The following is a 14048-nucleotide window of genomic DNA, read 5'->3' on the forward strand; positions in this document are numbered from 1 at the left end:
ACCACAGAGGAGAACGCACATGAAATTCCTTTCCGCGACGACGGCACTCGCCCTCGCGCTTTCGGCAGGCTCCGTCCTCGCCAACGACAAGCCGGGCGAGGGCGTTACCGTCCGCCCGGTCGTGCAGCCGGTGCTGGAGGAGTATTTCCAGGCCCGCGTCATCGACCGCGCGCTCAAGGACCTCGGCTATGCCGTCGCCGAGCCGCAGGAGGTCATCGCCCAGACCGCGCATCTCGCCGTGGGCACGGGCGACGCCGACTACTTCACCAACAGCTGGGACCAGCTCCACGACACCTTCTTCAAGGAAGCCGGCGGCCCGGACGTCATGACCAAGGTCGGCACGCTGGTCGAGGGCGCGCTGCAGGGCTATCTCGTCGACAAGGCGAGCTACGACGCGGGCGTGAAGAACCTCGGCGATTTCAAGGACCCGGAGGTCGCCAGGAAGTTCGACGCGGACGGCGACGGCAAGGCGGACCTCGCGGGCTGCGTGCCCGGCTGGGGCTGCGAGCGGGTGATCGAGCACCAGCTCACCGAATTCGGCCTGCGCGACACGGTCACGCACAACCAGGGCGAATACAACGCCATCATCGCCGACACGATCGCGCGGGTGAGCAACGGCCAGCCGGTGCTCTACTTCACCTGGACGCCCTACTGGGTCTCGGGCGCGCTCGTTCCCGGCAAGGACGTGGAATGGCTGGACGTTCCCTACACGTCCCTGCCGGACGGCGGCACGGGCAACACCGAATTCGGCGGCAAGAACCTCGGCTTTGCGGTCGACAACCTGCGGATCATCGCCCGCAACGACTTCCTGAAGGCCAATCCGGCGGCGGCCAAGCTGTTCGAGGTCGCCAGGATCGACATCAACGACATCTCGGCCGAGAACAAGCAGATCGCCGACGGCGAGAAGAACTCGGCCGACATCGACCGGCATGTCGACGCCTGGATCGCCGCGCACCGGGCCGAATACGACGGCTGGCTCGCGGCGGCGCGCGAAGCGGCGAAATGACGGGAATGCGGGGCGCCTCCGGGCGCCCCGCGGCTTGCCGGGTGACCATCATGAGCCAGACATCGGATTTCGTTTTTCTCCTGGTCGAGGACTTTTCGCATCTGGCCTTCGCCTGCGCGCTGGAGCCGCTGCGGATCGCCAACTTCGTCGCCGACCGCGAGCTCTACCGCTGGCAGCTGGCCTCGGCGGACGGGCGCTCCGCGATCTGCTCGAACCGCGCGGTGACGCTCGTCGACCGGGGCCTGACGCCGCTGGAGCGCGGCGAGAAGCTGTTCCTCGTTTCGGGCATCAACGTGCAGCATCACGTCACCGCCCGCCTTCTGAACTATCTCCGCGCCGAGCGGGTGCGCGGCGTGCCGATCGGGGCGATCTGCTCCGGCGCCTACATCCTGGCCGAGGCCGGGTTCCTCGACGGGCGCCGGGCCGCCGTGCACTGGGAATACCACGACCTCTTCGCGGAGCTGTATCCCTCCGTCAACCTGACGAAGTCGGTCTTCGTCGCCGACGAGAAGTTCGTCACCGCGTCGGGCGGTGCCGCGGTCGCGGATCTGATGCTGCACATGATCTGCCGCGACCACGGACGCGACCTCGCCGCGGCCGTCGCCGACCAGATGGTCTATACCGGCATGCGCGAGGGCAGCGCGACGCAGCGCGTCTCGGTCCGCTCCCGCTACGGCATGCGCAACAGCCGGCTCGGCCAGGCGATCCGGATGATCGAGGAGAACATCGAGACCCCGCTCTCCAGCTGCGAGCTGGCGGGCAGGCTCGGCATTTCGACGCGGCAGCTGGAACGCATCTTCGGGCGCTACCTCAACACGACGCCGAAGCGCTACATCCTGGAGGCCCGCCTCCATCGTGCGCGCAACCTGATCGTGCAGTCCGAGCAGGCGATCACCGAGATCGCCATGGCCTGCGGCTTCACCTCGACCTCCCATTTCTCGCGCGTCTACCGCGACCATTTCGGCAAGTCGCCGGTCAACCAGCGATCCGTCTTCAACTAGTCATCCGGAAGGAAAGCCATGCAGCGATTTCGTGGAAAGGCGGCGCTTGTGACGGGGGCCGCCGGCGGCATCGGCGCGGCCATCGTGCGCCGGCTCCGCTCGGAGGGCGCGGTCGTCGCCGTGGCCGACCGGGACGTCTCCGGCGTGGAGGCGGAGGCGCGCCTTCCCGGCGACCTGCTCGATGCGTCCTATGCCGACGGCCTGCCGCAGGCCGCGTTCGGCGCGCTCGGCGCCCTCGACATCGTGGTGAACAATGCCGGCGTCATCACCAGGGGCGCCGTGACGGCGACGACGGACGCCGACTGGGCGCTCTCGCTCGGCGTGAACGTCGAGGCGCCCTTCCGCATCTGCCGCGCCGCCATCCCCATCATGGCCGGGCGCGGTGGCGGCGCCATCGTCAATGTCGCCTCCTGCTGGGGCGTCCGGCCGGGGCCGAACCATGCGGTCTACTGCATGACCAAGGCGGCGGTCGCCTCCCTCACGCAGTGCATGGGCATGGATCACGCGCACCAGAACGTCCGCGTGAACGCCGTCTGCCCGAACGAGGTGAACACCCCGATGTTGCGCACGGGCTTCGCCAGGCGCGGCTTCGACCCGGACACCGCGGTCGCCGAGCTCGGCAGGACCGTGCCGCTCGGGCGCATCGCGGAACCGGAGGACATCGCCGACGTCGTCGTCTTCCTCGCCTCCGATGCGGCACGCTACATGTGCGGCTCGCTGGTCGAGGTCAACGGTGGAAAGCCGGTAGGATGACCCGATTCGGCGGAAAGGTGGCCCTGGTGACGGGCGGGCGCAGCGGGATCGGGCAGGCCATCGCCCGCCGGCTGCGCGACGAGGGCGCGCGCGTGTTCACCGCGCAGCGGGGCGAGGAGCGGGAATTCGAAGGCATCGCCGCCGATTTCACCGACCCGGCCGGCGCGGCGGCGGCCGTGGAGGCGGTGGCAGCCCGCGCCGGAAGGCTGGACGTCCTCGTCAACAATGCGGGGATCATGCAGGAATCCCTCGTCGAGGACATGGCGCTCGCGGACTGGGAGCGGACGATCGCCGTCAACCTCACGTCGCCCTTCATGCTGATCAGGGCGGCGCTGCCGCACCTGCGGATTGTGGGCGGCGCGATCGTCAATGTCGGCTCCATCGAGGGCCTGGGCTCCAACCCTCGGCACGCCGCCTATTGCGCCTCCAAGGCCGGGCTCCACGGGCTGACCCGCGCGGTCGCCGTCGATCACGGCGCCGAGGGCGTGCGCTGCAACGCGGTCGCCCCCGGCTGGATCGACACGGACCTCAACCTCGACTTCATCGCGAGCATGCCCGATCCGCAGGGCTTCCGCCGGACGATCGGCAGGATCCACCCGGTCGGGCGGACCGGCAGGCCGGAGGAGGTGGCGAGCCTCGTCGCCTGGCTGGCCTCGAGCGAGGCCTCCTTCGTGACGGGGCAGGTCTGGACCGTCGACGGCGGGCGGATGGCGAAGCTCAGCCTTCCGTAGCGCTTCTCCGGAAGGCGGGTGCAGCCCGGTCAGGCAAGACGCGCATCGCCGGGCAGCGCCGCCTCGCGTTCCCCCTCGGCGACCCTCCGGATCCAGTCGCGCAGCACGATCGCCGCCGCCGACAGGTCCCGGTTGGTGTTCCAGGTCAGATAGTAGGCGCCGGGCGAGGGGATCAGCAGCTCGGTGAAACGCACGAGTTGGCCCCGCTCCACCAGCGGCTGGACCATGCGGTGCCAGCCGATGACGACGCCCTGGTCGGCCATCGCCGCCTGCAGCGCGACGCTGAATTTCCCGAGCCGGCGGATATTCGCGGCATGCTGGCGGATGCCGGCGCGCAGGAGGAGCTCGTCCCACCCCATCCAGTCGGGATCGATCCAGTTGACGTCGATGAGAGGAAGCCGCGGAAGCGCCTGGCTGGTCGCGTCGCTGTGGACTTCCGCGAAGCGCGGGCTGCAGACGGGATAGAGGCAGTCGCGGAACAGGAATTCCGCCGTCTCGTCGATCCACGCCCCCAGCCCGTGGCGTATGCGCAGTTCCACCTCGGCCCGCCGGAAGGTCCTGACGTCGTCCGAGATCAGGTGATCCACGGTCACGTCACCGACGTTCCGCCAGAAGTCCGGCATGCGGGGAATGAGCCACATGGTGGCGAAGACATCGGAGCAGGCGATGATGACGTTGCGGGACTTGTCGCCGCGCCGGATCGACCGGATGACGTCGGAGGCGCGCGAAAACCCCGTCGCGAGGACCGCATAGAGCTCCTCGCCCGCCGGGGTCGGCGTCACGCCCCTGGCCCTGCGCGCGAAGAGCGGAACGCCGAGATCCTCCTCGATCGCCTTGATCTGCCGGCTGACGGCGCCGGGCGTGACGTTCAGCTCGGCGGCCGCCAGCTTGAAGCTGGAATGCCGGGCGCAGGCCTCGAAGACGGCGAGCGCGGTCAGGGGCGGGAGATCGTAAAAGCGGCGGACCAACTTGCCGGCACCTCGGAATGCGGCTCTTGCGAGCGGGCTGCGCAGGATCGTCCGACGCTAGCGCTCGATTGAGAAAAACTCAACCGAGGCCTGAGATTTACGGACGTTGCGCTCGCGCGCCGCTCGGATAGCAATTTCCCGTCGCGGCACGATCGGTTGCCGTAACGGGCGAGGGAGGCACGAGCACGAGATGACGCCGGACGTTTCCAGCACCGCGGCCGCGGAGGCCGCCATCCCCGCCCGCATGACGGGCGTGGTCCTGACCGGCCATGGCGGCCTCGACCGGCTCGCCTATCGCGACGACCTGCCCGTTCCGCGGCCCGGGCCGGGCGAGGTGCTGATCCGTGTCGCGGCGGCGGGTGTCAACAACACCGACATCAACACGCGGATTGGCTGGTATTCCAAGCAGGTCACGTCGGGAACGGAGGGCGGCGCCCTCGGCGGCTTCCAGTCCGCGCAGGACGCGGACGCGACCTGGTCGGGCACGGCGATGGCGTTTCCGCGCATCCAGGGCGCCGATTGCTGCGGGCGCATCGTCGCCGTCGGCGAGGGGGTCGATCCCGGCCGCATCGGCGAGCGGGTCATCGTGCGCAACATGCTGCGGACCTACGTGGACTATCGCCCGTTCCAGTGCTGGACCTTCGGCTCGGAATGCGACGGCGGGTTCGCCCAATATGCCAAGGCGCCGGCGCGGGAGACCTACGGGGTCGTATGCGACTGGAGCGACGTCGAGCTCGCCTCCATGCCCTGCGCCTATTCCACGGCGGAGGGCATGCTGCACCGGGCGAAGGTCGGCCGGGGCGAGCACGTGCTGATCACCGGCGCGTCCGGCGGCGTCGGCTCGGCGGCGATCCAGCTTGCGAAAAGGCGGGGCGCGACGGTGACGGCGGTCGCCGGCCGCGACAAGGCCGCGCAGCTGCTGGCGCTCGGCGCCGACCGCGTCCTGCCGCGCGGCGAGAGCATCGTCGGCGCGCTCGGGGCCGAGACGGTCGACGTCGTGCTCGACGTCGCCGCCGGCCCGTCGTTCGGCGAGCTGCTCGACGTCCTGCGCAAGGGCGGCCGCTACGCGGTCGCGGGCGCGATTGCCGGCCCCATCGTCGAGCTGGACGTGCGGACCCTCTATCTGAAGGACCTCACCTTCTTCGGCTGCACCTTCCAGGACGACGCCGTCTTCGAGAACCTCGTCTCCTACATCGAGCGCGGCGAAATCCGGCCGCTCGTCGCCCGCACCTATCCGCTGAAGGACATCGCCGAGGCCCAGAAGGATTTCCTGGCGAAAGGCACCATCGGCAAGCTCGTGCTTGTCATTCCAGAGTGAGAGACCATCCATGAGCGATCCGAAGATCGAGAGAATCGACGTTTTTCAGGTCGACCTGCCCTATGCGGGCGGCGTCTACCGCCTCTCCGGGGGGCGGGAATACCGCAGCTTCGACGCGACGCTCGTGCGCATCACGACGGACAGCGGCCTCGAAGGCTGGGGCGAGAGCACGCCCTTCGGCGCGACCTGGATCGCCTCGCACGCCCGCGGCGTGCGCGCGGGCATCGAGGAGATCGCGCCGAGCCTGATCGGGCTCGACCCCCGCCGCGTCGACCGCGTCAACGACGCGATGGACCGCGCGCTGGTCGGCCACCTCCATGCCAAGACGGCGATCGACGTCGCCTGCTGGGACCTGTTCGGCAAGTCGGTGGGCATGCCCGTCTGCGACCTGCTCGGCGGGCGCACCGACCTGCGCATGCCGGTGATCTCCTCGATCTACATGGGCGATCCGCAGGACATGCGCCGCCGCGTCGCCGAGCACCGGGCGATGGGCTATGTCGCCCATTCGGTGAAGATCGGCGACGAGCCGGCGGTGGATGCCGAGCGCATCGCCGCCTCGCTCGCCGACAAGCGGCCGGGCGAGTTCTTCATCGTCGATGCCAACGGCGGCATGACGGTGGAGACGGCCCTGCGCATGCTGCGGCTGTTGCCGGCCGGGCTCGATTTCGTGCTGGAGGCGCCCTGCGCCACCTGGCGGGAATGCGTGTCACTGCGCCGTCGCACCGACGTCCCAGTCATCTTCGACGAGCTGGCGACGGACGACGCCGCGATCGCCCAGCTCGTCGGCGACGACGCGGCGGAGGGGATCGGGCTGAAGATCTCCAAGAACGGCGGCCTCACCCGCGGCCGGCGTCACCGCGACATCTGCGTCGCCGCCGGCTACACCGTCAGCGTGCAGGAGACCACCGGCTCGGACATCGCCTTCGCGGCCATCGTCCATCTCGGCCAGACCGTTCCGGAGAAGAACCTCCGCTGCGTGCTGGAATGCCGGGACATCGTCGCCCTCAAGACCGCGGACGGGCCGTTCGAGGTGCGGGACGGCCGGGTGGTCGCGCCCGCGCTGCCCGGCCTCGGCGTCACCCCGCGCCTCGATGTCCTGGGCGAGCCGGTGGCGACCTACGCGTGACATCTCAACCCGGGCGGCCGTCGCCGTCCGTCCGGGTTCCTTCCTCCTAGCGATCGATGACGAGGTCGCTGAGCGGCTTCGAACAGCAGGGCAGGAACAGTCCGGCGTCGATCTCCCGCTGCCGGATCCCGCCATTGTGGTTCATGTCGACGGAGCCGGAGAGCAGCTTCGACTTGCAGGTGCCGCAGACGCCGTTCGAGCAGGATGAGGGAAGCTTGACGCCCGCCTTCCTGGCGCAGGACAGGACGGTTTGCTCGCCCGCGACCGCAATCTGCCGCCCCTGCTTGGCAAAGGAAACCTGGAAGGTGCGCGTTGCCGCTTCCTCGGCCGCGGGGATCTCGATGTCGTCGACGACGGCCCCGTCGAAGCTCTCCTCGATGTAGTTTTCGGGCGGCACGCCGAGCTCGGCCGCGATCGCCCGGGCCGCGGCCATGAAGGGCGCCGGGCCGCAGCACATGACGACGCGCTCGGCGAGGTCCGGCACCGCGAGCTTCATGTACTCGGCGGAGATGCGCCCCGAAAGGCCCGGCCATTGCGCCTCGCCCGCGACCGTCTCCGGCAGGAACTGCAGGCGCAGCCCTTTCGCGCGCGCGGCAAGGCAGGCGAGCTCGTCGCGGAAGATCAGGTCCTTCGGGCTGCGCGCGGCATGCAGGAACACGACGTCGGCGGGCTCGCACGTATCCGCCAGCTCACGCACCATCGCCATCACCGGCGTGATCCCGGAGCCCCCCGACAGGAACAGGTACTTCCCGGCGTTCGGCCGGATGAAATGGCCGAGGGGGCCGTTCGCCCTCACCTTCGAATTGACGGCGAGGTTGTCGTGCAGCCAGTTCGAGATCCGGCCGCCGGCGACGCGCTTGACGGTGACCGAGAAGGCGTTGCTGCGCCGCGGCGAGGACGAGATGCTGTAGCAGCGGCTCTCCGGCTGCCCGCCGATCTCGAGATCGAACAGGAAATACTGGCCGGCCTCGAAGGCGAAGCGCTTTCCCTCCGGCGAGGCGAAGGTGAAGGTCTTCACGTCGTGCGTTTCCTGCCGGACGTCGATGCAGACGAGATCCTCGTCCGTATCGCGGTTCCACAGGTCGGCGAGCTGGAGGCGCTCGGCCGGCGAGAACGGGCTCTTAATATCCATGGGCGCGCATCCGGTCGATGTACCACGTCGCGAACTTGTCGAGGTTCGTTTCGGAGAAGGGCGAGTAGGGGCCGGGAACGTAGGCGGGGTCCGCCACGCCGGCATGCGAGCGCGCCACGAGCTCGGAATCCTGGTCCGTCGTGGCGGTCCAGACGTTGGTCAGCTTGTCGAGGTCGTAGTCGACGCCCTCGACCGCATCCTTGTGGACGAGCCATTTCGTCCGCACCAGTGTCCTGTCGGCGGAAAGCGGAATGACGAACGAGACGACGGCGTGGTCGCCCATGAAGTGGTTCCAGCTGTTGTGGCCCCAGAGATGGGTGTCGCCGAGGTCCTTGCGGGTCATCGTGCCGAGCAGCTTCGAGGAGGCGGCCGTGGCGTCCGGCGTCTGGGATTCGCCGGCCCCGGCGATGATCAGCCGCTGCGTGCGGAAGTTGGTGGCGCAGTCCGCGAGCTGCTCGACCGCGCAGGAGGGATAGCCTTCTGCCTCCCATTGCCGCGTGCGCTCGGCATAGAGCGCGAAATGCTCCTCGGCCTGGGCGCGGTCCTCGGGGCTGAGCGCGTCCGGGTCGAAGCCGAAGTCGAGGTCGACGAAGGAGACGCAGAGCTCCGGATGGTTGGCCGAGCAGTGATAGCACTCGCGGTTGTTCTCGATCGTGAGCTTCCAGTTGCCCTGCTCGATCACGTCGCACTCGTGGGCGACCTTGGCGTTGCGGATGTCGTAGGGGGCGAGGCGCTCGGCCATGACCTCCTCGAGGCGGGCGATATCCTGCGGCGGATCGTCGGACAGACAGATGTAGATGAGGCCGCCGATCGACTTGCACGCGACCTGCCTGAGGCTGCGGCATTCCTTGTCGAAGCCCTTGCCCATGTGCGGCGCGTAGCTGAGCTCGCCGGTCAGCTCGTAGGTCCACGTGTGATAGGGACAGACCAGCTTGGAAACGATCGTCTTGCCCGCGTCGAGCAGGCGCGCGCCGCGATGGCGGCAGACGTTGTGCATCACGCGGATCTCGCCGTCGTCGTCGCGCAGCAGGATGAGGCTCGTCTTGCCGATGTCGACGACGGTCGCATCGCCCGGCTCCGGAACGTCGCACTCGACGCCGATGCAGATCCAGTGCTGCCGGAAGAAGACGTCGAGATCGGCCTCGAACACGTCCTCGCGCGTATAGAGGCCCGCCGGAAGCGAATGTCCCTCCGCTCTTGCGTCGAGGAGGGCCGAGATGGAGGAAGCGAAGGTCTGCAGCATAATCCCACCTTATGTTTTATCGGAAATCCGACATGATAAAAGGCAAGATCGCTCAGGATATCCGGATGCTCAACGGCAAAAAAATGTGCTAATGGCATTAGGAAAAATAATGAAGGCGCAGCCGCGCGAGCCATGGGGGACCGACATTGGCAAGCCTGAGGAAGAAGCTTCCGCCGCTCACCGCGCTGACGGCCTTCGAGGCGGCCGCGCGGCTGTCCAGCTTCACGCGGGCGGCGGCCGAGCTGGGCGTGACCCAGGCGGCCATCAGCCACCAGATCCACGTGCTGGAGCAGGATTTCGGCTTCCCGCTGTTCCGCCGGCTTCATCGCCGGATCGAGCTGACGGAGAAGGGCAGGCTGCTGTCCGCCGCCGCCGGCGACGCCTTCAATCTCATCGCCGAGACGGTCACGAGCCTGCGGGAGGACGGGCCGGACGACGAGCTGGCGATCTCGGCGACGATCTCGTTCTCCCATTTCTGGCTGCTGCCGCGGATCGCCGCGTTCTCGCGCGCCTGTCCCGAGGTCAAGCTGCGCATCATCACGCAGGACGCGAGGACGAGCATCGAGGCGAGCGACGTGGACCTCGCGATCCGCTACGGCACCGGCGCATGGTCGGACGGCCAGGCCGAGTTCCTCTTCGAGGACGAGGTGTTCCCGATATGCAGCGCCGACTATGCGCGGGCGGCCGGCCCGATCCGCACGCCGGAAGACCTCGTCGGCCATCCCCTCATCTCCAGCGACGCCGACGACCCGACATGGACCGGCTGGGAGGAATGGCTTGCGGCCTTTTCCGTCAAGCCGACGAAGAAGGGCCGGGGCTTGCGCTGCAGCTTCTACAGCGAGGCGATCTATGCCGCGATGAACGGCCAGGGCATCGCGCTCGGATGGAGCCGCCTGGTCGCCGATCTCATCCAGCAGAACCGGCTGGTGCGCCTCACCGAGGCGTCCATCCGGACCCGCGCCGCCTATTTCGTCGTCGTGCCGCAGCGCAAGGTCCAGAAGGAAAGCGTGCGCCTGTTCATCGAATGGCTCCGCACGGCCTCCGGCTAGAGCGTTTCCACTTTCTCCGAATCGCGGAAACGCTCCATCTCCCTGTTTCTACGCAATTCCGGACGCAAAACCGCTACGCACTTTTGCTGGAATTGCTCTGGGCCTCCTCGCAGGCCATCGCATCCCGGAAACGGTCCGGCCAGGGCCGCGGCCGGTAGTCCTCCTTGCTCGTGTGGACAAGCGTCAGCCTGCTCGTGAAGCGGAGCTCGTCGCGGTGCCGGGCCTCTATCCGCAGGCCGACGCTGGTCGTCCCGATCCGCTCGACGGTAAGCATGAAGACGAGGGTCTCGCCGATGCGGGAGGGCGCGCGGAAATCGACGGCCAGGGACACCGCGGGGATGGCCGTGTTGAGCCTGCCGTGGATGTCGGCGAAGCCGAGGCCGATGCTGTCGAACCAGTCCTCGACCGTCGCGTTGATCATCTCGACATAGCGCGGATAGAAGACGATCCCGGCCGGGTCGCAATGCTGGAAGCGGATCAGTTCATTTCGGTGAAACATCGTCTGGTATCCTGCGGGGTTGTCAGCGCCGGGCCGCCGCCGGCCCGGTGCTGCCGCGCACGATCAGGCGCGTCGGCAGTTCCGTGACGATGAAGGACCCCTTCTTTTCGCCGAGGCGGAGCAGGGCGTCCGCCGCGGCCTCGCCCATCTCGCGCGCCGGGACGTCGACGGTGGTCAGTTCCGGCGTGACGAGCTCGGCGACCTCGAGATTGTCGAACCCCACGACGGAGACGTCCTCCGGGACGGCGATCCCGGCCGAATGGCAATACTTGATGGCGCCGACGGCGAGGATGTCGCTGCCGCAGAACACCGTCGTCGGACGCGGATGCGTCTGCATCAGCGACTGCATGGCGGCCCGGCCGTTCTCGATCCTGTAGGGCGCCTCGACCACGATGATGTCCTGCCGCTGGATGCCGGCCTCCGTCAGGGTGGCGATGAAGCCGTCCCGCCTTTGCGTCGCGCGGTCGTTTCCGCGCGTGACGCCGGCGATCATGCCGAAGCGCGTATGGCCGCGTTCGAGGAGGAACCGGGCGACCGAGGCGCCGGCGAGACGGTTGTCGAAGCCGACCGCCGCATCGCCGTCGCCGAGCTCGCAGGTATAGGTGAAGACCTGGGAGACGCCCGCCCGGCGAAGGTATTCGAGCGTTTCGGGATGATGCTCGAGGCCGACGAGCACGATCGATTCCACCCCGCGTCCGACGAGAAGCTTCGCCTGCATGCGCTCGCGCTCGAGATCGTAGTCGGACGTGCTGATGATGACCGCCTTGCCGCTGCGGGCGAGGCGCTCCTGCAGGCCGCCCACCATCTTCGCGTAGATGGCGTGGTCGAGCGTCGGTATGACCACGCCGACGAGGCTGGTGCTTTGCGAGCGCAGGGCCCGCGCCGAGTTGTTCGGCACGTAGCCGAGTTGCGCGGCGGCGGCGAGGACGCGCTCCTTCTCCGCAGGCCCGACCGTGGGATGGCCGTTGAGGACGCGCGAGGCGGTGGCGACCGAACAGCCCGCGCGCAGCGCCACGTCCTTGAGCTTCACGACGCCGGTCTCGACCGCTCCGTCCCCGGTGATCCTGGCCATATGTTCCTTCCCCTGTTTCTCCGGGACATAATGACGCCGGAACCGTTCTTTTCACAACACGGGCGTGCAGTCCGCGCCGCCTATCCCGAAAACCCGGCATAGGGCTTCAGGGGAACGATGGTTATGTCCAGCATTCCGGCGCGCGCGAAGGGCAGGGTGTTGATCCGGTCGGCGACGGTCTGCTCGTCGGGCGCCTCGACGATCTGGCAGGCGCCGCTGCCGTCGGCCCGGTGCCAGATCTGCCGCGTGAACTGCTCCCCGTAGAGCTCCCGGGCGCGTGCGACCTCCGCGTCGAATTTCTCCGCGAAATCTGCGGTTGTGAAGGCCTCGGTCTTCCGTCTGGTCAGTACAAGGAACTGCATCTGTCTCTCGCTGATGGTGAAGCAATGTCGTCGGGGCGTCCGGTGCCGCCTACCACGGCATGTCGTTTCCCTCGGTGTCCATGTAGCGCCCGTTGTCGGCGGCGCTCGCCCCGTCGATGACGGCCTTCACGCGGCGCGCGCTGTCGGCGGGCAGGTTCGGCGCGTCCGCGCCGCCCATGGCGGTGCGCATCCAGCCGGGATGGATGAGGAGGACGGTGATCCCGGACGCCGCCCAGTTGCGGGCGATGCCGCGCATGACGCTGTTCACCGCCGCCTTGGAGGAGCAGTAGTCGTAGGCGGTTCCGGGATGGTTGGAGACGGAGCCCCAGTCGCTGGAAATGGTGACCAGCTTGGCGCCGCCGGCGCTGGCGAGGCTGCGCTGGAGCGCGAAGGAGACGCGGGCGGGGCCGAGGGTGTTGACCCGCAGCGTCGCCTCCCAGTCGTCGAAGGAAACCGTGTCGGGCGGAGACCACTTGCGCAGGTGGATGCCGGCGTTGTTGACGAGGATGTCGACCGGCCCGGAGCGCACCGCATCCGCGAAGGCGGCGACCGATCCGTCGCGCGTCACGTCCAGCCTGTGCACCGTCACGCCGGGGCATTCCCCGGCGAGGCGCACGATGTCGGGCCTGGCGGGGTCGAGGCATCCGGCGACGACGCGGTGGCCCTCCTGCCCGTAGAGGCGCGCGAGCTCCAGGCCGAGGCCCTGCTCGGCGCCGGTGATGACGACCGTGCTCACGATCCCGATCCTTCCCTGTTCACGCGGGCTTTCGCGTAGATGGCGTCGATGGTCCGCATGTTGCCGAGGCTGTCCTCGCCTTCCGTCGGCAGCGGAGTGCCGTCCGTCAGCGCGGCGACGAACGCGGCCAGCTGGAAATCGAACGTCGTGCCGCCGCCGATCGTGTATTGCCGCAGGCCGCCGTCCAGGCGCTCGATGATGGAATGGCCGAGATGCGGCAGGAGGCTGTTTTCCGCCGTGACCGTGCCGCGCTCGCCCTCGATGACGAAGCGGGCGTGATAGCGCCAGTCCGGCGTCATCAGCGCCTCGATGCGGGCGATGGCGCCCGAGGGGAATGCCAGGGTGGCGCGGATCTCCTCGTCGCATCCGTCCGCCGTCAGGCGTGCGCCGGCCTCCACGACCTCCGGCTCCGCGCGCATCAGCGAGCGGCACCAGTGGACGGGATAGCAGCCGAGATCCATCAGCGCGCCGCCGCCCATCGAGGGGATGCGGCGGAACTCGCCCGGCGTTTCGGGGATCGTGTGGTTGAACACGGCCGTCAGCGTCCGGACGGCGCCGAGCCTGCCGGAATCGACGAGGTCGAGCAGGTGCCGGAAGACGGGATGGTAGCGGTCGTGGAAGGCCTCGACGACGCGGCGTCCCGCGCGGGCGGCGGCCGCCTGCATCGCCTCGGCCTCGCGCGCGTTCATCGCGAAGGGCTTTTCGCACAGGACGTGCTTTCCCGCCTGCAGCGCCTTGATGGAGAACGCGGCATGCAGGTGCGGCGGCAGGGGATTGTAGACGACGTCGATCGCCGGATCGGCGATCAGCGCCTCGTAGCTATCGTAGGCCCGGGCGATGCCGTGCCGCGCGGCGAACTCCGCCGCGGCGCCGGGCCGGCGGGCGGCTATCGCCGCGATCTCCACGTCGTCGCGCCGTGCGGCCGGTTCGAGCAGCGCCCAGGGCACGATGCGGGCGGCGCCGAGTATGCCGAACCGCAGCATCACGCGGCCCTACCAATGAAATGCGTTTCGACATCTGCCTTTCGGGCACTGTGTTTATGGCCGAGGATG

The 14048-nt window shown here is 68.6% G+C and carries 15 protein-coding genes; 7 read left to right on the forward strand and 8 right to left on the reverse strand.

What is annotated here, in order from left to right; all coding sequences use genetic code 11:
• Positions 1-19 precede the first annotated feature (19 nt).
• Genes proX through NNZ72_RS24340 form a run of 4 tightly spaced genes read left to right on the forward strand, consistent with a single transcriptional unit; the run spans position 20 to position 3491 of the window.
• The gene (gene proX / locus NNZ72_RS24325) at positions 20-1006 is read left to right on the forward strand and encodes a glycine betaine/L-proline ABC transporter substrate-binding protein ProX (protein ID WP_257318262.1); all 987 of its coding nucleotides are present in this window, start codon (positions 20-22) and stop codon (positions 1004-1006) included.
• Positions 1007-1056: 50 nt separating this feature from the next.
• Positions 1057-2007: a GlxA family transcriptional regulator gene (locus NNZ72_RS24330; protein ID WP_257318263.1), complete on the forward strand. Its 951-nt coding sequence runs from the start codon at positions 1057-1059 to the stop codon at positions 2005-2007.
• Between the two features lie 18 nt (positions 2008-2025).
• Positions 2026-2760: an SDR family NAD(P)-dependent oxidoreductase gene (locus NNZ72_RS24335; RefSeq protein WP_257318264.1), complete on the forward strand. Its 735-nt coding sequence runs from the start codon at positions 2026-2028 to the stop codon at positions 2758-2760.
• Positions 2757-3491, forward strand: coding sequence for an SDR family NAD(P)-dependent oxidoreductase (locus tag NNZ72_RS24340; protein WP_257318265.1), 735 nt, complete (start codon positions 2757-2759; stop codon positions 3489-3491). Before NNZ72_RS24335 ends, NNZ72_RS24340 begins: the two co-directional genes overlap by 4 nt.
• A 29-nt stretch (positions 3492-3520) precedes the next feature.
• On the opposite strand, the gene NNZ72_RS24345 is transcribed toward NNZ72_RS24340, so the two are convergent.
• Positions 3521-4459 (reverse strand): LysR family transcriptional regulator, encoded by a 939-nt coding sequence (locus NNZ72_RS24345; protein ID WP_257318266.1) that lies wholly within the window; start codon positions 4457-4459, stop codon positions 3521-3523.
• A 190-nt stretch (positions 4460-4649) separates the two neighbouring features.
• Between NNZ72_RS24345 and NNZ72_RS24350 the strand changes: the two genes are divergently transcribed.
• Together NNZ72_RS24350 and NNZ72_RS24355 are read left to right on the forward strand one after the other, a co-directional pair.
• Positions 4650-5777: an alcohol dehydrogenase family protein gene (locus NNZ72_RS24350; RefSeq protein ID WP_257318267.1), complete on the forward strand. Its 1128-nt coding sequence runs from the start codon at positions 4650-4652 to the stop codon at positions 5775-5777.
• A 10-nt stretch (positions 5778-5787) separates the two neighbouring features.
• Positions 5788-6903 (forward strand): mandelate racemase/muconate lactonizing enzyme family protein, encoded by a 1116-nt coding sequence (locus NNZ72_RS24355; RefSeq protein WP_257318268.1) that lies wholly within the window; start codon positions 5788-5790, stop codon positions 6901-6903.
• 46 nt (positions 6904-6949) lie between these two features.
• Here the strand turns inward: NNZ72_RS24355 and NNZ72_RS24360 are convergent, their stop codons facing one another.
• Entirely contained in the window at positions 6950-8035 is a 1086-nt protein-coding gene (locus NNZ72_RS24360; RefSeq protein WP_257318269.1) for an FAD-binding oxidoreductase, read from the reverse strand.
• A complete protein-coding gene (locus NNZ72_RS24365; protein WP_257318270.1) occupies positions 8025-9278 on the reverse strand; it encodes an aromatic ring-hydroxylating oxygenase subunit alpha in 1254 nt (417 codons plus the stop codon). Before NNZ72_RS24365 ends, NNZ72_RS24360 begins: the two co-directional genes overlap by 11 nt.
• Positions 9279-9424: 146 nt before the next feature.
• Between NNZ72_RS24365 and NNZ72_RS24370 the strand changes: the two genes are divergently transcribed.
• Positions 9425-10327 carry a LysR substrate-binding domain-containing protein gene (locus NNZ72_RS24370; protein WP_257318271.1) on the forward strand — a complete coding sequence of 301 codons (903 nt, stop codon included), beginning with the start codon at positions 9425-9427 and terminating at the stop codon, positions 10325-10327.
• 73 nt (positions 10328-10400) lie between these two features.
• On the opposite strand, the gene NNZ72_RS24375 is transcribed toward NNZ72_RS24370, so the two are convergent.
• The 5 genes from NNZ72_RS24375 to NNZ72_RS24395 form a co-directional block, all read right to left on the reverse strand.
• A complete protein-coding gene (locus NNZ72_RS24375) occupies positions 10401-10826 on the reverse strand; it encodes an acyl-CoA thioesterase (RefSeq protein WP_257318272.1) in 426 nt (141 codons plus the stop codon).
• A gap of 22 nt (positions 10827-10848) precedes the next feature.
• Positions 10849-11898 carry a LacI family DNA-binding transcriptional regulator gene (locus NNZ72_RS24380; protein ID WP_257318273.1) on the reverse strand — a complete coding sequence of 350 codons (1050 nt, stop codon included), beginning with the start codon at positions 11896-11898 and terminating at the stop codon, positions 10849-10851.
• A gap of 80 nt (positions 11899-11978) precedes the next feature.
• On the reverse strand, positions 11979-12260 hold the full coding sequence (locus tag NNZ72_RS24385; RefSeq protein WP_257318274.1) for a muconolactone Delta-isomerase family protein: 282 nt from the start codon (positions 12258-12260) through the stop codon (positions 11979-11981).
• 49 nt (positions 12261-12309) lie between these two features.
• Positions 12310-12996, reverse strand: a complete 687-nt coding sequence (locus tag NNZ72_RS24390; protein WP_257318275.1) for an SDR family NAD(P)-dependent oxidoreductase — start codon at positions 12994-12996, stop codon at positions 12310-12312.
• Positions 12993-13979, reverse strand: a complete 987-nt coding sequence (locus NNZ72_RS24395) for a Gfo/Idh/MocA family protein (protein WP_257318276.1) — start codon at positions 13977-13979, stop codon at positions 12993-12995. Before NNZ72_RS24395 ends, NNZ72_RS24390 begins: the two co-directional genes overlap by 4 nt.
• Between the last annotated feature and the right edge of the window lie 69 nt (positions 13980-14048).

The sequence above is a fragment of the Shinella pollutisoli genome, assembly GCF_024609765.1.
In the GTDB taxonomy this organism is placed as follows: Bacteria; Pseudomonadota; Alphaproteobacteria; order Rhizobiales; family Rhizobiaceae; genus Shinella; species Shinella pollutisoli.